This is a genomic window from Diaphorobacter aerolatus (genome assembly GCF_014489535.1).
In the GTDB taxonomy this organism is placed as follows: domain Bacteria; phylum Pseudomonadota; class Gammaproteobacteria; order Burkholderiales; family Burkholderiaceae_C; genus Diaphorobacter_A; species Diaphorobacter_A aerolatus.
The window spans coordinates 120,846-139,393 of record NZ_CP060783.1 but is presented as its reverse complement, the minus strand read 5'-3'; the positions used below and the strand labels follow the sequence as shown (position 1 = coordinate 139,393).

At 62.5% G+C, this 18,548-nt stretch carries 15 protein-coding genes, 1 tRNA gene and 7 pseudogenes; 13 read left to right on the top strand and 10 right to left on the bottom strand.

Annotated features, from left to right (window positions below; translation table 11 throughout):
• The first annotated feature begins 2 nt into the window (after window positions 1-2).
• The 12 genes and pseudogenes from H9K75_RS00680 to H9K75_RS25700 all read left to right on the top strand — a co-directional run bounded on the left by H9K75_RS00680 (window position 3) and on the right by H9K75_RS25700 (window position 8,110).
• Window positions 3-494, top strand: a complete 492-nt coding sequence (locus H9K75_RS00680; RefSeq protein ID WP_187724384.1) for a nitrate reductase cytochrome c-type subunit — start codon at window positions 3-5, stop codon at window positions 492-494.
• 22 nt (window positions 495-516) lie between these two features.
• Window positions 517-1,147: pseudogene (locus H9K75_RS00675) on the top strand (cytochrome c3 family protein).
• Between the two features lie 51 nt (window positions 1,148-1,198).
• On the top strand, window positions 1,199-1,843 hold the full coding sequence (ccmA, locus tag H9K75_RS00670; RefSeq protein ID WP_187724383.1) for a heme ABC exporter ATP-binding protein CcmA: 645 nt from the start codon (window positions 1,199-1,201) through the stop codon (window positions 1,841-1,843).
• Window positions 1,837-2,490, top strand: a pseudogene (gene ccmB / locus H9K75_RS00665) (heme exporter protein CcmB). Before ccmA ends, ccmB begins: the two are co-directional and overlap by 7 nt.
• A 26-nt stretch (window positions 2,491-2,516) precedes the next feature.
• Window positions 2,517-3,253: pseudogene (gene ccmC / locus H9K75_RS00660) on the top strand (heme ABC transporter permease CcmC).
• Window positions 3,253-3,384: a heme exporter protein CcmD gene (gene ccmD, locus H9K75_RS00655; RefSeq protein WP_187724382.1), complete on the top strand. Its 132-nt coding sequence runs from the start codon at window positions 3,253-3,255 to the stop codon at window positions 3,382-3,384. The pseudogene ccmC and the gene ccmD overlap by 1 nt, the downstream one beginning before the upstream one ends.
• Window positions 3,381-3,740: pseudogene (locus H9K75_RS00650) on the top strand (cytochrome c maturation protein CcmE); the annotation flags it as partial. The gene ccmD and the pseudogene H9K75_RS00650, both read left to right, overlap by 4 nt.
• A 79-nt stretch (window positions 3,741-3,819) precedes the next feature.
• Window positions 3,820-5,829: a heme lyase CcmF/NrfE family subunit gene (locus tag H9K75_RS00645; RefSeq protein WP_187724381.1), complete on the top strand. Its 2,010-nt coding sequence runs from the start codon at window positions 3,820-3,822 to the stop codon at window positions 5,827-5,829.
• A pseudogene (locus H9K75_RS00640) lies at window positions 5,829-6,346 on the top strand (DsbE family thiol:disulfide interchange protein). The gene H9K75_RS00645 and the pseudogene H9K75_RS00640 overlap by 1 nt, the downstream one beginning before the upstream one ends.
• A complete protein-coding gene (locus H9K75_RS00635) occupies window positions 6,343-6,816 on the top strand; it encodes a cytochrome c-type biogenesis protein (RefSeq protein WP_187724380.1) in 474 nt (157 codons plus the stop codon). Before H9K75_RS00640 ends, H9K75_RS00635 begins: the two are co-directional and overlap by 4 nt.
• Window positions 6,813-7,592, top strand: a pseudogene (gene ccmI / locus H9K75_RS25705) (c-type cytochrome biogenesis protein CcmI); the annotation flags it as partial. The gene H9K75_RS00635 and the pseudogene ccmI, both read left to right, overlap by 4 nt.
• Before the next feature lie 290 nt (window positions 7,593-7,882).
• Window positions 7,883-8,110, top strand: coding sequence for a c-type cytochrome biogenesis protein CcmI/CycH (locus H9K75_RS25700; RefSeq protein WP_449757726.1), 228 nt, complete (start codon window positions 7,883-7,885; stop codon window positions 8,108-8,110).
• 88 nt (window positions 8,111-8,198) lie between these two features.
• Here H9K75_RS25700 and H9K75_RS00625 read toward each other — a convergent pair.
• The 10 genes and pseudogenes from H9K75_RS00625 to uvrB form a co-directional block, all read right to left on the bottom strand.
• Window positions 8,199-8,273: transfer RNA gene (locus tag H9K75_RS00625), tRNA-Val, on the bottom strand.
• A 22-nt stretch (window positions 8,274-8,295) separates the two neighbouring features.
• Window positions 8,296-9,033 (bottom strand): DNA polymerase III subunit epsilon, encoded by a 738-nt coding sequence (gene dnaQ, locus H9K75_RS00620; protein WP_187724379.1) that lies wholly within the window; start codon window positions 9,031-9,033, stop codon window positions 8,296-8,298.
• Window positions 9,033-9,371 carry an ISC system 2Fe-2S type ferredoxin gene (fdx, locus tag H9K75_RS00615; protein WP_187724378.1) on the bottom strand — a complete coding sequence of 113 codons (339 nt, stop codon included), beginning with the start codon at window positions 9,369-9,371 and terminating at the stop codon, window positions 9,033-9,035. The genes dnaQ and fdx overlap by 1 nt, the downstream gene beginning before the upstream one ends.
• Window positions 9,372-9,422: 51 nt before the next feature.
• Window positions 9,423-11,305 (bottom strand): annotated as a pseudogene (gene hscA / locus H9K75_RS00610) (Fe-S protein assembly chaperone HscA).
• Between the two features lie 126 nt (window positions 11,306-11,431).
• The gene (gene hscB / locus H9K75_RS00605; protein WP_187724377.1) at window positions 11,432-11,950 is read right to left on the bottom strand and encodes a Fe-S protein assembly co-chaperone HscB; all 519 of its coding nucleotides are present in this window, start codon (window positions 11,948-11,950) and stop codon (window positions 11,432-11,434) included.
• 61 nt (window positions 11,951-12,011) lie between these two features.
• Window positions 12,012-12,335, bottom strand: a complete 324-nt coding sequence (gene iscA / locus H9K75_RS00600) for an iron-sulfur cluster assembly protein IscA (protein WP_166070138.1) — start codon at window positions 12,333-12,335, stop codon at window positions 12,012-12,014.
• Between the two features lie 5 nt (window positions 12,336-12,340).
• A complete protein-coding gene (gene iscU, locus H9K75_RS00595) occupies window positions 12,341-12,754 on the bottom strand; it encodes a Fe-S cluster assembly scaffold IscU (RefSeq protein ID WP_187724376.1) in 414 nt (137 codons plus the stop codon).
• A 68-nt stretch (window positions 12,755-12,822) separates the two neighbouring features.
• On the bottom strand, window positions 12,823-14,043 hold the full coding sequence (locus H9K75_RS00590; RefSeq protein WP_187724375.1) for an IscS subfamily cysteine desulfurase: 1,221 nt from the start codon (window positions 14,041-14,043) through the stop codon (window positions 12,823-12,825).
• 121 nt (window positions 14,044-14,164) lie between these two features.
• Window positions 14,165-14,701, bottom strand: a complete 537-nt coding sequence (iscR, locus tag H9K75_RS00585; protein ID WP_187600367.1) for a Fe-S cluster assembly transcriptional regulator IscR — start codon at window positions 14,699-14,701, stop codon at window positions 14,165-14,167.
• A 272-nt stretch (window positions 14,702-14,973) separates the two neighbouring features.
• Window positions 14,974-17,055, bottom strand: coding sequence for an excinuclease ABC subunit UvrB (gene uvrB / locus H9K75_RS00580; protein WP_187724374.1), 2,082 nt, complete (start codon window positions 17,053-17,055; stop codon window positions 14,974-14,976).
• Between the two features lie 262 nt (window positions 17,056-17,317).
• On the opposite strand from uvrB, the gene H9K75_RS00575 reads away from it, so the two are divergent.
• The gene (locus tag H9K75_RS00575; RefSeq protein ID WP_187724373.1) at window positions 17,318-18,514 is read left to right on the top strand and encodes an amino acid aminotransferase; all 1,197 of its coding nucleotides are present in this window, start codon (window positions 17,318-17,320) and stop codon (window positions 18,512-18,514) included.
• Window positions 18,515-18,548: the final 34 nt, after the last annotated feature.

Sequence of the window (18,548 nt, the reverse complement as noted above, 5' to 3'; positions counted from 1 at the left end):
TCATGAAATTCATTCGACTTTTGAGCGTGGTATGGGCGCTGATGATCGGTGCCGCATGGGCAGCCGACTCCGTCCCGACGGGGCATAGCTTTCACGACAACGCACGCGGTCCTGCGGGCATCATGGAAATGACCAAGCCGCCGGTGCTGGGCAACGCCATCAACGACGATGTGCGCCGCACACGCAACTACACCTGGCAGCCGCCCACCATTCCGCATCGCGTGGATGGCTACCAGGTGGACAAGAACTTCAACAAGTGCATGGATTGCCACTCGCGCGCCAAGGCGGAAGTCTCGCAGGCCGTGCCGGTGTCCATCACGCACTACATGACACGCGAAGGCCAGACGCTCGGACAGGTCTCCACGCGCCGCTACTTCTGCATGCAGTGCCACGTGAGCCAGGAAAACGCACGTCCGATCGTGGAGAACAAATTCATGGACGTGGACTCGCTGATCCTCAAGCGCGCGTCTACCGGCAACGCCGCGAAGCGCTGACGCATCACGAAAGATACCCACCATGTTGAATCTTCTCAAGCGCTACTGGGCGGTGATCCGCAGGCCCAGTGTGCACTTCAGTCTGGGGTTTCTGACCATCGGCGGCTTCATTGGCGGCGTCCTGTTCTGGGGTGCCTTCAATACCGCCATGGAATTGACCAACACCGAAAAGTTCTGCACCGGCTGCCACGAGATGCGTGACAACGTCTTTGCCGAACTCAAGAGCACCATCCATTACACCAACCGCTCAGGGGTGCGCGCCGTGTGTTCGGACTGTCACGTGCCGCACAACTGGACCGACAAGATGGCCGCAAGATGCAGGCCTCCAAGGAAGTCTGGGGCAAGATATTCGGCACCATCAGCACGCCCGAAAAGTTCCAGGACAAGCGCCTGGAACTCGCGCAGCACGAGTGGGAGCGGCTGAAGGCCAACGATTCGCTGGAGTGTCGCAACTGCCACAACTACGATTCGATGGACTTCACCCGCCAGAGCCAGCGCGCGCAGAACATGCACTCCACCTACCTTGCCAACAAGGAAAAGACCTGCATCGACTGCCACAAGGGTATCGCCCACCACCTGCCCCATATTCCACCCGGCCAAGGCCCAGCGACACTCCCGGTCAACAGGTACCCGAGGCCACGGCGAGTCGGTGACGGTGTCGGTGCGCAATCCCCGGCCACCCATCTGCAAGTCAGCGATCTGGGTTGCATGCGGGGGGCAGAGTCCTTTTTCGCGGGCTCCATTTCGATCTGCCCAGCGGCTCTGTTCTCACGCTGCGCGGCAGCAATGGCTCGGGCAAGAGCACGCTGCTGCGCACGCTCGCCGGACTGCTGCCGCTGCGCGCCGGTGAGTTGCGTTGGTGCGGGCAGAGCATGTCGCCTGCGTCGGCCGACTACCAGCGGCAACTAGCCTATCTGGGCCATCAGCCGGGCATGAACGACGCGTTGACGGGACTTGAAAATCTGCGTTTCGCACTGACACTGACCCATTCGCATCCGACCGCCATCTCGGCGCAGGCAGAAGATCGTATGCGAGAGGTCCTGCGCCAACTGGACCTCTCACGCGCCGCTGGACTGGCCTTTGGTCGGCTATCGCAAGGCCAGCGCCGCAGGTTCGGTCTGGCGCGCGTGCTGCTGTCGGGAAAGCCGCTGTGGCTGCTGGACGAACCCGACAATGCGCTCGACGAACAGGGCCTGCACTGGCTTGCGCAGACCTTGGGCAATCATGCAGCGGCTGGCGGAATGGCCGTGGTGGCCACTCATCGCGGGCTGCAATTGCCATTCAGCCCGGCGCTCGATCTGTCGTCCTTCGCTCAGGTGCGTGCCGGCAAGGACGTCGCCCTATGCTAGCCGCCGTCTGCATGCGCGAGCTGCGGCTCGCATGGCGCAAGCCGGGCGATGCGCTCAGCGGCCTGTTCTTCTTTGTACTCGTGGGCAGCCTGTTTCCACTCGCCGTGGGGCCGGACGCCAGCCTGCTGCGCCTGATTGCGCCCGGTGTCATCTGGGTCGCTGCGCTGCTTGCGATTTTGCTCGGGCAGCACCGGCTTTTCGAGCAGGATCTGGTGGACGGCACGCTCGACCAGTGGCTGCTGGCGCCCGCGCCGCTGCCCTGCTCGCGGGCCTGAAGATCGCTAGCCACTGGCTGTTGGCCACGCTGCCGCTGTTGCTCGCGACGCCGCTGCTCGGCTGGCAATACGGGCTCTCCAACGAGGTGATCGGCGTGCTCCTGGTTTCGCTGTTGCTGGGAACACCGAGCCTGAGCCTGTTGGCCGCCCTGGGTGCGGCGTTGACCCTGGGCCTCAGGGGCCGCTACTGTTGATTCTGGTGGTCATGCCGCTGTGCATTCCCGTTCTCATTTTCGGCAGCGATGCCGTCGCGCGAGCCGCACAGGGCCTGAGTGCCACGCCCGCGCTGAGCCTGCTCGGCGCGATCGTATGCATTGCCATCGTCGCCTGCCCTTCGCCATCGCCGCCGCAATCAGACTGGCCGTGGAGTGATATGAAGTCTTCGCTTTCCCTTCCACATCACCTGCCCGCGTGCGCGCCCGTCGACGAGACGCTGGCGTCGGTTGATCTCGCCACCGATCTTTCGCGACTGGGCCGCAGCAGCGTGGCCATGGTTTGCCGCCAGCGCCTGCGTGCTCGCGGCAATCGGCCTGTGGATAGGCTTCTTCGTCGCGCCCACCGATCATCAGCAAGGTGAGGTCTACCGCCTGATTTTTCTGCACGTGCCTGCTGCATGGATGTCGATGTTCATCTACCTGATGGCGGCGGTCCACGCGGCGCTCGGCCTGATCTATCGCACGCGGCTCTCGCCGATTCTTTCTCGCGCGCTGGCTCCCACGGGCGCGATGTTCACCGTGCTGGCCTTGTGGACCGGCGCGGTTTGGGGCAAGCCGACCTGGGGCGCCTGGTGGGTGTGGGATGCGCGGCTCACGTCGGAACTGATCCTGCTGTTCCTCTACCTTGGCTACCTCGGCCTGGTCTCGGCCATCGAGGACACCGAGCGTGCCGATACCGCTGGCGCCATCCTGCTGCTTGCGGGTGTCGTCAACATTCCAATCATCTATTTTTCCGTGCAATGGTGGAGCACGCTGCATCAGGGTGCGACGATCCGCATGGACTCTGCCCCAGCATGACGCACACCATGCTCGCCGGCATGCTGATCATGGCGCTCGCATGCTGGGCCTACACGCTGGCCGTCGTTCTGGTGCGCTCGCGCATTTTGATCGAGCAGCGCGCCAACGAGGAGATTCTGTAATGCACAACCATGCCTTCTACATCGCACTCGGCTACGGCGTGAGCGCCGTGGTGCTGATCGCCGAAGTGCTCAGCCTGTACCTGGCCGCACGCCGCCGCCGCCGTGCCGCAAGCCTCGCGGAGCACGCATGAAGCCGCGCCAACGTCGTCTCGTCTGGGTGCTCCTTGGACTCGTGCTGGTGAGCACCGCCGTCATTCTCGTGCTGCGCGCGCTCAATTCCAACGTCATGTTCTTCTACAGCCCGAGCCAGGTGCAATCCGGCGAAGCGCCGCGCGATGCCGCCTTTCGCCTCGGCGGTCTGGTCGAGCAGGGGTCGCTGCAGCGCAGTCCCGATGGCCTGCAGGTGAGCTTCGTCGTGACCGATGAGGTGAAGCGTGTGCCCGTGGCTTACAAGGGCCTGCTGCCCGATCTGTTCAAGGAGGGAAAGGGCGTGGTCGTATCCGGAAAGCTGCACGGGCCGGGGCAATTCCGGGCCACCGAGGTTCTCGCCAAGCATGACGAAAACTACATGCCCCGGAAGCCGCCCACGCGCTTGAGCAGGCCGCAAAACCGGCGGGAGCGCAGCCATGATGGCGGAACTTGGAGCATTCGCACTGGTGCTGGCCTTGTGGGTCGCAGTGGTGCTGGCGACATTGCCGCTCGCGGGCGCGCACTGGAAGATCGCGCCCTGGGTACGGCTTGCCCAACCAGCGGCGATGTTGCTGTGCCTGCTGTGCGCAATCGCGACCGGCATTCTTGCATGGAGCTTCTGGCGCGATGATTTCTCGGTGCTGTACGTCGCAGGCAATTCGCATCGCGAGCTACCCGCCATCTACAAGCTCACGGCGGTCTGGGGCAGCCATGAAGGCTCGATGCTGCTGTGGCAGTTGATGCTGTCCGGCTGGACTGCCGCCGTCGCGTGGCGCAGCCGCGCACTCACGCCCGAATACCGTGCGCGCGTGCTTGCCATCCTCGGCTGGATCAGCGTCGGCTTGCTGCTGTTTCTGCTGTTCCTGTCGAACCCGTTTCTGCGCCTGGTTCCTGCTGCGGCAGAAGGCAAGGATCTGAATCCCTTGCTGCAAGACCCCGGCATGGTGCTGCACCCGCCGCTGCTCTACATGGGGTACGTGGGCTTTTCCGTGCCGTTTGCATTTGCGCTGGCCGCGTTGATTTCCGGCGACATTGGTGCAGCCTGGGCGCGCTGGTCGCGTTCCTGGACGCTGGCGGCCTGGGGCTTTCTCACGCTCGGCATTCTGCTGGGCAGCGCGTGGGCCTACTACGTGCTTGGCTGGGGCGGCTGGTGGTTCTGGGACCCGGTGGAAAACGCTTCGTTCATGCCCTGGCTCCTCGGCACCGCGCTGCTGCATTCGCTGATCGTGACGGATCACCGGGGCGCTTTCCGCAGTTGGTCCGCGCTGCTGGCCATTGGCGCGTTTTCGCTCAGCCTCATGGGCACGTTTCTGGTTCGCTCCGGGGTGCTCACGTCGGTGCACGCGTTTGCGGTCGATCCGGGGCGTGGTTTGTACATCCTGTGTTTCATCGTGGCCGTGGTCGGCAGCTCGCTGTGGCTGTTTGCCTGGCGCGCACCACAGCTGGGCCAGGGCAGCGGCCAGTTCTCGCCGCTCTCGCGCGAGGCATTTCTGCTCTTCAACAACGTGATGTTCAGCGCCGCCGCAATGGCCGTGCTGATTGGCACCTTGTACCCGCTCGCGCTCGATGTGCTGCGCAACGAAAAGATTTCGGTGGGGCCGCCCTATTTCAAGGCGGTGTTCCTGCCGCTGATGATCCCTGCCCTCGCGCTGATGAGCGTAGGCACCGTGGCACGCTGGAAGAAGAATGCGGCAGGCGATCTGTGGCGGCAACTGCGCATGGCGGCGGTCTGGACGGGTGTTTGCGCCCTGCTGTTGCTGCTCGCGAGCGGCCGCTTCATCGGCCCGCGCATTTCACCGGCCACCTGGCTCGGGCTTACGCTCGGCCTGTGGTGCCTGATCAGCACGTTGGGGCATCTCGCGGAGCGCGTGATTCCCGCATTCCGCCAGGGCCAGGGCTGGCAGCGACTGGCGCGTCAGCCCATGGGCTGGTGGGGCATGTTGTCGGCCCACGCCGGCATGGGCATCTTCGTTCTGGCGGTGTGCCTTGCCGACGGACTGGAGCACAAACTCGAGACCTCGATCACGCAAGGACAGACGGTCTCGCTCGGTGGCTATGACTTCCGGTTTGACAGCCTCGCTCCCGCCAGCGGCCCGAACTACGACGCGCAGCGCGCCGAATTCACCGTCAGCCGCAAAGGTCGGCAGGACTGGAAGATGTTCCCGGAAAAGCGCATCTTCCGCGCCCAGCAAATGCCTCTGAGCCAGGCGGCCATCGACAGCAGTTGGACGCGCGACGTGTTCATCGCGCTCGGCGAACCGCTCGACGAACAAGGGCAGCAATGGACCGTGCGCCTGCAAATCAAGCCGTTCATGGACTGGATCTGGATCGGCACCTTGATGATGGCGCTTGGCGCAGGCTTGAGCCTGCTGGATCGCCGCTTCCGACTGCCCGCCGCCCGGACATCCGGAAATCCCACAGCGCACGCCCGGCAAGGAATGGCCTGATGCGGTTCGCCATTCCACTCGCCATTTTCCTGGGCCTTGCCGTCATGCTCGGTCTCGGCCTGCAACGCGATCCGCGCAACCTGCCTTCGGCGCTGATCGAGCAGAGCGCGCCGGAAATCGATCGGCCACTGCTCGACAACCCGAGCAGCGGTTGATGCTCAAGGACCTGCAGGGTCAGGTCTGGCTGCTCAACGTCTGGGCGTCATGGTGCGCGCCTTGCCGACAGGAGCTGCCCATTCTGCAAACCATGTCGCAGCGCGACAAGGTACCGGTCTACGGACTCAACTACAAGGACAAGCCCGAAAAGGCCAAGGCACTGCTGCGCGTCGCAGGCAACCCTTACGTCGCCTCCGCCGTGGACGCCGATGGCCGCGTCGGCATGGACTTCGGCATCCAGGCTGTCCCCGAAACCTTCGTCATCGATGGCAGGGGCATCGTGCGCTTGCGCCACCTGGGCCCGGTGACTGCGGAAGTCTGGCAGGACAAGCTGCTGCCAGCAATCAAGGCATTGCGATGAACACCCGAATTCCCTTCGTCACCCACCTTGCAGGGCTGCTGTTGACCATCAGCATCGCAACCCTGTTCACAGCCAACTCGGCGCGCGCGCAGTCGCTCGAAGAACGCGAGGCCGCGCTGGCAAGTCAGTTGCGCTGCGTGGTCTGCCAGAACCAGACCGTCGCTGAATCCCGCGCGCCGATTGCGCAGGACATGCGCCAGCAGATCCGAGTGCAATTGGAGCAGGGCCACACCGATGAACAGATCGTCGCGTTCTTCGAGCAGCGCTACGGCACGTTCGTGCGCTACAACCCGCCGTGGAAAGCCTCCACGTGGCTGCTGTGGTTGTCGCCGTTTTTTATCGCGCTCGGTGGTCTCTGGCTGTTGCGCAGGAACCTGCCCAAAGCGCGCAAGCAAACGACACTCAGCCCACAGGAACGCGAGCGTGCCGAGCGCTGGCTCGAATCCGGCAAACAGGAACCACGATCATGACCATGATGCATTGGCTCTGGCTTGGCGCCATCGTCCTGCTGCTGCTGTGCCTGGCGGTGTTGCTGCCGCCGCTGCTCAGGGAAGCCGCCACGCAGCCCCCGCTGCGGGATGAGCAGACCTTGCGCGCGCTCTATCAGGGGCAACGCGCAGAGCTTGAACAGGAACGCGCGCGCGGCAATCTCGGTGACGGCGAATACGCGCAGGCGGTCGATGAACTGCATCGGCGTTTGCTGCTCGAACTTGATCGCCGCCCTCTCGCGAGCACATGGCAGCGCAGTCCCTGGCTGCTGCGCGGCAGTGCTCTGGCGCTCGCGGTGCTGCTGCCCACGGTGTCGCTCGCGCTCTATCAAAAGGTGGGCGACCCACGTGCAGCGGCGCAGTTGCTCGCGCAGAGTTCGAGCGGCGACGATGCCCATGGCGACGGCATCGGCCAGGGGCAGATTCAAGCCATGGTGGACGGTCTCGCCGAGCGCCTGAAAGCCGACCCGCAGAATCTTGGCGGCTGGGTCATGCTGGCTCGCTCGTATGAAACGCTCGAGCGCTTTGGCGACGCCGCCAACGCGTATCAACAGGCATTCAAGGAAGCACAACGAAGCAATGCACCTGCCAGCGCGCAAGCCCAATTGCTTGCCGATCAGGCCGATGCGCAGGCATCGCTGCAGGATGGTGATCTGGAAGGCGCTGCCGGTGCCAGCATCGCGCAGGCATTGCAGCTCGATGCAGCACAACCCAAGGCCCTCGCGCTCGCCGGAGCCGCCGCCGCACGGCGTGGCGAATACGCCACCGCGCAGCGGCATTGGCAGACGCTGCTGGCCCAGCTCGAGCCAGGCAGCGAAATCGCACTTCGCGTGCAGGATGATCTGCTGCAACTCGAAAACTTGGATTCGCCCGCACCCGTGTCGGCACCAAACGCCAAGCCGCCGTCACGTCCTGAACCTGCCGCGCCGCCCGCGCGCCTGGCCCTGTCCGGCCAACTGACGCTGCAACAAGGGGCCGCAGACATCCCGGCCCTGCCCTCCACGGCCAGAATCTACGTGGTCGTGCGCGCAGCCAATCGCCCGCTCCGGTGGCCGTGCTGCGCCTGCCTGCATCCAGACTGCCCACCAGCTTTCACCTCGGTCCGAATCAGCTTCTGGACCCTGCGTTCGCGCTCACGCCCGACCTGCGCCTGCAACTACAGGCACGCCTCTCGCGCAACGGCGAGGCCATGCCTCAGCCCGGCGACGTCTACAGCCAGGCCGTCACGGTGAGCCCGCGCGAATCCGGGCTTGCGCTGCAATTGGGTTCTCAGTGAGCCGGTTGGACTCGGGATGGGCTTCGGTGTGGATGTAGCCCAAAACAAAAAACCCTCTTGAATCAGTGATTCAAGAGGGTTTCAAATCTGGTGGGTGATACATGGATCGAACATGTGACCCCTGCCGTGTGAAGGCAGTGCTCTACCGCTGAGCTAATCACCCATGTCTTGCGACAAGACCGCAATTATGACATGGAACCTTGGGCTTCCGTCGCGTGTTGCCAGATGGTTTTTCCGCCGCTCGACTTGTCGATCTGCTTGAGAACATCGAGGTGCGCCGCAAGCTCGGTTTCGCTGGCTTTGATGACCTGAAGTTTCAGCGTGCTGAAATCCACAGCGGCGACGCGAACGCCGTTGGCGTTGCTCTTGTCCCGGGATTCTTCATCGGCGATCAGCAGGGCTTCCTGCCCGCGGGTCATGTTGATGAAGACGTCGGCCAGCAGTTCCGCGTCGAGCAAGGCGCCGTGCAGGGTGCGGCCCGAGTTGTCGACTTCGAGGCGGTCGCACAGTGCATCGAGCGAGTTGCGTTTGCCCGGGAACATTTCCTTGGCCATGGCCAGGGTGTCGATCACACCTTCAACATAGCTCTTGACGGGCATGCGGCCACAGAGCTGGAACTCCTTGTTCAGGAAGCCGATGTCGAACGCGGCGTTGTGAATGATGAGTTCGGCGCCTTGCAGGTATTCGACGATCTCGTCGGCCTGCTCGGCAAACTTGGGCTTGTCCTTGAGAAAGTCGTTGCTGATGCCGTGCACCCGCAGCGCGTCTTCGTGGCTGTCGCGCTCGGGGTTGAAGTAGATGTGCAGGTTGCGGCCCGTGAGCTTGCGGTTCAGCAGTTCCACGCAGCCCAGCTCGATGATGCGGTCGCCCGTTTCAGCGGACAGGCCCGTGGTTTCCGTATCCAGCACGATCTGGCGCGACATCAGTGGTTCTCCTTGGCGTGATTGATGGAGTATTTGGGAATCTCCACCGTGACGTCGTCCTTGGCGAGGATCGCCTGGCAGGACAGGCGTGATTGTGGCTCAAGTCCCCAGGCGCGATCGAGCAGGTCTTCCTCTTCCTCTTCGGCTTCGTTGAGCGAATCGAGGCCCTTGCGCACGATGACATGGCAGGTCGTGCACGCGCAGCTCATGTCGCAGGCGTGCTCGATGTTGATCTTGTTGTCCAGCAGCGCTTCACAGATGGAGGTACCGGAGGGTGCGGTGATTTCGGCGCCTTGCGGGCAATACTCTGGATGCGGAAGTATCTTGATGACGGGCATGTGGTGAGTTCGCGTGGGATGTGTTCGTGGTGATGCTTGACGCTGACTGCCTCAGATCGACTGGATGTTTTTTCCGGCCAGCGCCTGGCGAATGCCGCGGTTCATGCGCTGGGCCGCAAAATTTTCCGTGCCCTTGGCAAGGGCCTCCGACGCGGCTTCGATTTCGCCCGCGTCTTCGCTCCTGGTGAGCAGCTCGCGAAGCGACTCCATGAGCGCGTCGATGTGGGCGCGCTCATCGGCCTGCAGCACGTCACCGTCGATATCGAGGGCGCTCTGGGTCGCGAGCAGCAAGCGGTCGGCATCGACCCGAGCCTCGACCACGGCGCGGGCCTTCATGTCGGCCTGCGCGGTGGCAAATCCGTCTTCGAGCATGCGGGCAATCTGATCATCGGAGAGGCCATACGAGGGCTTCACATCGACGTGCGCCTCGACGCCGCTGCCCTGCTCTCTGGCGCTCACGCTGAGCAGGCCATCGGCATCGACGGTGAACGTCACGCGGATGCGCGCGGCACCTGCGGCCATGGCGGGAATGCCGCGCAGTTCAAACCGCGCAAGGCTGCGGCAGTCGGCCACCAGATCGCGCTCGCCCTGCACCACATGGATGGCCATCGCGGTCTGCCCATCCTTGTAGGTGGTGAAGTCCTGCGCCTTGGCGGTCGGAATGGTTTCGTTGCGACCAACGATGCGCTCGACCAGACCACCCATGGTCTCGACGCCGAGCGACAGCGGGATCACATCGAGCAGCAGCAGATCGCCGGCCGAGTTGTTGCCTGCAAGCTGATTGGCCTGAATCGATGCGCCAAGCGCCACGACCTCATCGGGATTCAGATTGATCAGCGGTTCGCTGCCGAAAAAATCGGCTACCGCCGCGCGCACCTGCGGCATGCGCGTGGAGCCGCCGACCATGACGACGCCCTGCACGTCATCGCGCGAGAGCTGTGCATCGCGCAGGGTGCGGCGCACCGCCGTCAGCGTGCGCCTGGTGAGTTCCGCGGTCGCCGCATCGAAGTCTGCGCGCGTCACGGTCACTTCGAGCGCCGTGCCGGCCAACATGGCCGCGAACTGTGCGGTGGGCGCATCGGTCAGCGCCTCCTTGGCAGTGCGCGCGGCCATGCGCACCGCAGTTTTTTCCGCGGGCGTCTGTGCCTGCAAACCCTCGCGCGCAAGCAGCCAGTCGGCCAGCGCGGCGTCGTAGTCATCGCCGCCGAGCGCGGAGTCGCCGCCCGTGGCGATGACTTCGAACACGCCCTGCGTGAGTCGCAAAACCGAGATGTCGAAGGTACCGCCGCCCAGGTCATAGACCGCGTACAGTCCTTCGGACGAATTGTCGAGACCGTAGGCAATCGCGGCGGCCGTGGGCTCGTTGATCAGGCGCAGCAGATTCAGCCCGCAAGCCTCGCCGCGTCCTTCGTGGCCTGGCGCTGTGCATCGTCGAAGTACGCCGGCACGGTGATGACCGCGCCGTAGATATCGTCGTTGAAGCTGTCTTCGGCGCGAAACCGCAGCGTCGCGAGAATTTCCGCGCTCACTTCGACGGGCGACTTCACGCCACCCGCCGTTTGAATCGCGACCATGCCCTGCCGCTGCTCCTGATCGCTGCCATCGGCAGCAAGCAGGTCGTAGGGCAGCGCGGCGCGGTCGGCGATGTCATTCAGGCCACGACCCATGAAGCGCTTCACCGATGCAATGGTGTTGACGGGATCCTGCAAACGCGAGGCGACTGCCTCGTGGCCGATCTGACGGCCACCGCCCTGCATGTAGCGCACCACGGACGGCAGCAGCACCCTGCCCTGTTCGTCGGGCAGGCACTCGGCAACTCCATGGCGCACGGCGGCCACCAGCGAATGCGTGGTGCCTAGATCGATGCCCACCGCGATTCTTCGCTGATGCGGGTCGGGAGACTGGCCGGGTTCGGAAATCTGCAGGAGCGCCATGAAATCTGTCTTTGTTCTGAATAGGTTGAAAGCGAATGCCGCAGGCGTTGAACAACCCCGTATTCGCCTATGCAGCAGCATCACTGGTGGCCCGCGCATCTGCGGGGCACGCGCCAGGCACAAACCCTATTGTGCTAGCTGCTCGTGTTTGGCATCGACATCGTGCGCAAATCGCGCAATGAACATGAGGGCTCTGACTTCCTGCGCGGCAGCGGCAAAGTCCTTTTGCTCATCAATCAATGCGGCGAGCCGCGCAAGCGACTGCCTGCTTGCGGCCTGTACCATGTCGTCAAGTTCGTCGAGCGCCGTTTCGCCGCGCGCGTCGTCGAGCGCTTCGCGCCATTCCATCTGCTGCATCAGAAATGCGGGTGGCATGGCCGTGTTGTCTTCCGCAGCGATTGCCGCGCCGTTCAGCTCGCACAGATAGCTCGCGCGCTTGAGCGGGTCCTTCAGGCGCTGGTAAGCCTCGTTGATGCGCACCGACCATTGCATGGCCACGCGCTGCGCCGCCGCACCCTGCGCCGAAAATCGGTCGGGATGCGCCTCGCGTTGCAGGTCTTTCCAGCGCGCGTCGAGTTGCGCGCGGTCCTGTGCGAATTGCCGCGGCACGGCGAACAATTCAAAATCGTCTGATTGCAGATTCATGGGAAGAAAAAAACCGCCAGCACCTGAGCGCATTGGCGGTTTTGCTGACGAGTCATACCGTTCAGACTCTGAAGCTTTCGCCGCAGCCGCAACGGTCTCGCTCGTTAGGATTGTTGAACTTGAAGCCTTCGTTGAGGCCTTCGCGCACAAAGTCAAGCTCGGTGCCGTCGATGTATGCAAGGCTCTTGGGATCGATCAGCAGCTTCACGCCGTGGTTCTCGAAGATGATGTCCTCGGGAGCCTGATCGTCCACGTATTCCAGCTTGTACGCCAGACCCGAGCAGCCGGTGGTCTTCACGCCCAGACGCACGCCGAGCCCCTTGCCCCGTCGGGACAGGTAACGGCTGACGTGCCTTGCGGCAGCTTCGGTCAAAGTCACTGCCATGTTGCTTATGCCGCCGTCGAATCGGCGGCAACGGTTTCGCCGTGCTTGGCCTTGTAGTCGTTCACGGCTGCCTTGATGGCGTCTTCTGCCAGGATGGAGCAGTGAATCTTCACGGGAGGCAGTGCCAGTTCTTCGGCGATCACGCTGTTCTTGAGCGCGGCCGCTTCGTCGATGGTCTTGCCCTTGACCCACTCGGTCACGAGCGAAGACGACGCAATCGCCGAGCCGCAGCCGTAGGTCTTGAAACGCGCGTCTTCGATGACCCCGGTTTCGGGATTCACCTTGATCTGCAGCTTCATCACGTCGCCGCAAGCCGGTGCGCCGACCATACCGGTGCCGACGGTGTCGTCACCTTTGTCAAACGAGCCCACGTTGCGCGGGTTTTCGTAATGATCGATCACTTTGTCTGAATAAGCCATGATGTACTCCTTTGGCTGCGTGGGCCGCCAGGCGTTCGGCTCTGGCGGGTGCAGCGGTCAATTTGAAATCAGTGCGCCGCCCATTGGATGGTGCTCAGGTCCACACCGTCCTTGTACATTTCCCACAGCGGGCTCAGTTCGCGCAGCTTGGCCACGTTGTGGCGGATCGTGGAGATCGCGTAGTCGATCTCTTCCTCGGTCGTGAAGCGACCGATCGTCATGCGCAGGCTGGAGTGCGCCAGTTCGTCGCTGCGACCCAGTGCGCGCAATACATAGCTGGGCTCAAGGCTTGCCGAAGTGCAGGCAGAACCGGACGATACCGCCAGCCCCTTGATGCCCATGATCAGCGATTCGCCTTCGACGAAGTTGAAGCTGATGTTCAGATTCTGCGGCACGCGGTGCTCCATGCTGCCGTTGATGAACACCTGTTCGATGTCCTTGAGACCATCGAGCAGACGTTGCTGCAAGACCTTGGCCTTGGCATTCAATTCATCCATCTCGAGCTTGATGATGCGAAACGCCTCGCCCATGCCGACGATCTGGTGCGTGGGCAGCGTTCCCGAACGCATGCCGCGTTCGTGGCCACCGCCATGGATCTGCGCTTCGAGGCGAATGCGCGGCTTGCGACGCACATACAACGCGCCCACGCCCTTGGGACCATAGGTCTTGTGCGCGGTCATGCTCATCAGGTCGACCGGCAGCTTGGTCATGTCGATGTCCACACGGCCCGTGGCCTGCGCTGCATCGACGTGGAAAATGATGCCCTTCTCACGGCAGATCGCGCCGATCGCAGGGATGTCCTGAATCACGCCGATCTCGTTGTTCACGAACAGCACGCTCGTGAGGATGGTGTCGGGACGGATCGCGGCCTTGAAGGCTTCAAGGTCGAGCAGACCGTCTTCCTTCACGTCGAGGTAGGTGACCTCAAAGCCCTGGCGCTCGAGTTCACGCATCGTGTCCAGCACGGCCTTGTGCTCGGTCTTCAGCGTGATGAGGTGTTTGCCCTTGCCCTTGTAGAACTGCGCCGCGCCCTTCAGCGCGAGGTTGATGGCCTCGGTCGCGCCGCTGGTCCAGACGATTTCGCGCGGGTCGGCACCGATGAGGTCGGCCACGTAGCCACGCGACTTCTCGATGATTTCTTCGGCCTCCCAGCCCCACGCGTGACTGCGCGAGGCCGCGTTGCCGAAGTGTTCGCGCAACCACGGAATCATCGCGTCAACAACACGGGGATCCACAGGGGTGGTCGCACCGTAATCCAGATAAATGGGGAAATGGGGAGTCATGTCCATGGCTATCTCGCTTTAGCGATCTGGCTGGCGAATGTCAGTTGACAGAAAAGGGTTCAATAAATGACCGATGCAGGCGGCGGCGCTGCCGCCCGGTGGGCAGGCAAGCGCAGCCACGCGCCGATCAGGACTTGGCGAAAACGTTGCCCAGCGCGAACACCGAGTTCGGTGCATTCACGCGGATGGGCTTGACCACCGGAGTCGTCGAAATCGCGCGGCGAGCCACCGGCTTGTCTTCGATTTGCACGCCCTTGGCGAGTTGATCGTCCACGAGCTTTTGCAGCGTGACCGAGTCGAGGAACTCCACCATGCGCTGATTCAGCGAGGCCCACAGTTCGTGCGTCATGCAGCGACCGGCTTCGCCGAGGCAGTTTTCCTTGCCGCCGCATTGCGTGGCATCGATGGGTTCATCAACGGACACGATGATGTCGGCAACAGTGATGTCACCAGCCTTGCGGGCCAGCGTGTAACCGCCGCCCGGGCCGCGCGTGGATTCGACCAGCTCGTGACGACGCAGCTTGCCGAAGAGTTGTTCCAGATACGACAGGGAAATCTGCTGACGCTGGCTGATCGCCGCCAGGGTGACGGGGCCATTGTTCTGACGCAGGGCCAGATCAATCATGGCTGTGACCGCAAAACGGCCTTTGGTTGTGAGACGCATCGCAAGCTCCTTGTAGGTTCAGGCTTGAATCGTTTGAGAAACACCTCGGGGCCTCGTCGGCGCTCCGGGCACTACCGTCTCCACCCGCTCTCCGACGCCGCGAAACGCTATGGTTCGCCCGTCAGAGCCCTAAATTTTGTGGGGTTGTTTTCTTGAGTAATTAGCCCAAGTATATCACAAATCCCTATTATTTTTGTCGGGTAACAAAATCTATCGCCGAAACAGTGCCGTTCAATCGTTGCCTGCCCGGCACCATCTCGCCGATCACCGCGTCAGGCCTGACGCTCCGAGCCGCCATGGGCGCCGAACACACGATCCTTGAGTCGTGAAAGTTGGTCGCGCACCCTCGCGGCTTGTTCGAATTCCAGATTGCGCGCGTGATCCATCATGGCCTTCTCCAGACGCTTGATCTCGCGCGCAATGTCCTTTTCCGACATTTCCTCCAGTTCCAGCTCGCGTGCCGCCTGTTGCTGCATGCGTTCCTTGTCCTGGCCCGCCTTTTCACTGTAGACACCATCAATCAGGTCTTTCACCTGCTTGACAATGCTTCGCGGCGTGATTCCGTGAGACTCGTTGTATGCGATCTGTTTTGCGCGCCGACGTTCCGTCTCCCCGATGGCTTTTTTCATCGATTCGGTGATCCGGTCCCCGTACAGGATGGCTTTGCCCTCGGCATTTCGCGCCGCGCGGCCAATGGTCTGGATCAAACTGCGTTCGGCGCGCAGAAAGCCTTCCTTGTCCGCATCGAGGATCGCGACCAGAGAGACCTCGGGAATGTCCAGCCCCTCGCGCAGCAGATTGATGCCCACCAGCACGTCGAACGCGCCAAGCCGCAGGTCACGGATGATTTCCACGCGCTCGACGGTGTCAACATCCGAGTGCAGGTAGCGCACCTTCACGCCATTGTCGGAAAGATATTCGGTGAGCTGCTCGGCCATGCGCTTGGTCAGCGTGGTAATGAGTACGCGTTGATGCTTTTCAACCCGAATGCGTATTTCCTGCAGCACATCGTCGACCTGGTGCGTGGCGGGACGCACTTCGACGAGCGGATCGACCAGGCCGGTCGGGCGCACAAGCTGCTCGACCACCTGGCCCGCATGCTGCTTTTCATAGTCGGCTGGCGTGGCCGAGACGAATACGGCCTGGCGCATGCGCTGCTCGAACTCCTCGAACTTGAGTGGCCGGTTGTCGAGCGCCGAAGGCAGGCGAAAGCCGTATTCCACGAGGGTCGTCTTGCGCGCGCGGTCGCCGTTGTACATGGCGTTGAGCTGGCCGATCATCTGATGGCTCTCGTCGAGAAACATCAGCGCGTCCTTGGACAGATAGTCGGTGAGCGTGCTCGGCGGATCGCCAGGCATGGAGCCCGACAGGTGGCGCGTGTAGTTCTCGATGCCCTTGCAGTGCCCTATTTCGCTCAACATCTCCAGATCAAAGCGCGTGCGCTGCTCGAGGCGCTGAGCTTCAACCAGCTTGCCTTCCTTGACGAAGAATTTGAGTCGCTCGTCCAATTCTTCCTTGATCGTTTCGACGGCGGCCAGCACCTTGTCGCGCGGCGTTACGTAATGGCTGCTCGGGTAGACCGTGAAGCGCGGAATCTTCTGCATCACACGTCCGGTGAGCGGATCAAAGAGTTGCAGGCTGTCGACCTCGTCGTCAAACAGTTCGATGCGGATCGCAAGCTCCGAGTGTTCCGCCGGAAACACGTCGATCGTGTCGCCGCGCACGCGGAACTTGCCGCGGCTGAAGTCCTGCTCGTTGCGCTGGTACTGCATGCGGATCAACTGGGCAATCGCGTCGCGCTGGCTCAGCTTGTCGCCCGCGCGCAGCGTCATCACCATGCGGTGGTAGCTCGACGGCTCGCCGATACCGTAGATGGCCGATACCGTCGCCACGATCACCACATCGCGGCGCTCCAGCAGGCTCTTGGTGCACGACAGGCGCATCTGCTCGATATGCTCGTTGATCGCGCTGTCCTTCTCGATGAACAGGTCGCGCTGCGGCACATAGGCTTCGGGCTGGTAATAGTCGTAATAGCTCACGAAATACTCAACCGCATTCTTGGGAAAGAACTCGCGGAATTCACTGTAGAGCTGCGCCGCCAGCGTCTTGTTGGGCGCGAACACGATAGCGGGACGCCCAAGGCGCGCAATCACGTTGGCCATGGTGAAGGTCTTGCCGGAACCGGTCACGCCCAGCAAGGTCTGGAACGATTCGCCATCGTTCACGCCCTCGACCAGCTTGGCAATCGCCCCGGGCTGATCGCCAGCCGGCGGGTACGGCTGGAAGAGCTGAAAAGGCGATCCCGGAAACGAGACGAACTCGCCTTCGGTTACTTCGGTGGTGACTTCATGCATGTTTTTGTAAACGCAACGATGACTTGCGCCGTTAAAATCGAGGGTTGTCCCTCAAGGCAATTGGTTCGGAAGGTTGATTGTGAGGTGTTTGTCACCCTCAATCCTTTCTGGGCACGACCGCCTAGTTTATTGGGGATCCTCTGCAAGAATGGATCGACAGGCCGCCAGCGCGACTCCGCGCCAGTGAAGCGTCGATCCGATTCATTCAGAGGCTTCGTAGTTGGGGGCAGCTCGCCAGATTTCCACCCTTCAAGGACTTTTCATGTCTCTCTTCACCGCCGTCGAGATGGCCCCGCGCGATCCGATCCTGGGTCTGAACGATCAATTCAACGCCGACACCAACCCCAACAAGGTGAATCTCGGCGTGGGCGTGTACTTCGACGATAACGGCAAGCTCCCACTGCTCAAGTGTGTGCAGGCGGCTGAAAAAGCCATGATGGACAAGCCCACCGCGCGTGGCTACCTGCCCATCGACGGCATCGCCAGCTACGACAGCGCCGTCAAGACGCTGGTGTTCGGCGCGGACTCCGAAGTCGTCACCTCGGGCCGCGTCGCCACCGTGCAGGCCGTCGGCGGCACCGGCGGCCTGAAGATCGGCGCCGACTTCCTCAAGAAGCTCAACCCGGACGCCAAGGTCCTGATCTCCGATCCGAGCTGGGAAAACCACAAGGCCATCTTCACGAATGCGGGTTTTGAAGTCGGCACCTACAAGTACTACGACGCCGCCAACCGCAAGGTCAACTTCGACGGCATGCTCGCCGACCTGAACGCCGCAGCGCCGGGCACCATCGTCGTGTTGCACGCCTGCTGTCACAACCCCACGGGCTACGACATCACCGCCGAGCAGTGGGCCAAGGTCATTGAGGCCGTCAAGTCCAGGGATCTGGTGGCGTTCCTCGACATGGCCTATCAGGGTTTTGGCCAGGGCCTGAAGGAAGACGGCGCGGTGATTGGCAAGTTCGTCGCTGCCGGTCTGAACATTTTCGTCTCGACTTCGTTCTCCAAGAGCTTCAGCCTGTACGGCGAGCGCGTGGGCGCGCTGTCGGTGGTCGCCTCCGACAAGGACGAAGCCGCACGCGTGCTGTCGCAACTGAAGATCGTGATCCGCACCAACTACTCCAACCCACCCACCCACGGCGGTGCCGTGGTGTCCGCCGTGCTGAACGACGCGGCGTTGCGCGCGCAATGGGAAGAAGAACTCGGCGAAATGCGCGTGCGCATCAAGGCCATGCGCCAGAAACTGGTGGATGGCCTCAAGGCCGCTGGTGTAAAGGAAGACATGAGCTTCATCACCACCCAGATCGGCATGTTCTCGTATTCGGGCCTGTCCAAGGACCAAATGATGCGCCTGCGCTCCGAATTCGGCGTCTACGGCACCGATACCGGCCGCATGTGCGTAGCCGCGCTGAACAGCAAGAACATCGAATACGTTTGCAAGGCGATTGCTGCGGTCGTCTGACCCGCTCCTGACCGCCAACGCGAAGAAGGCCGCC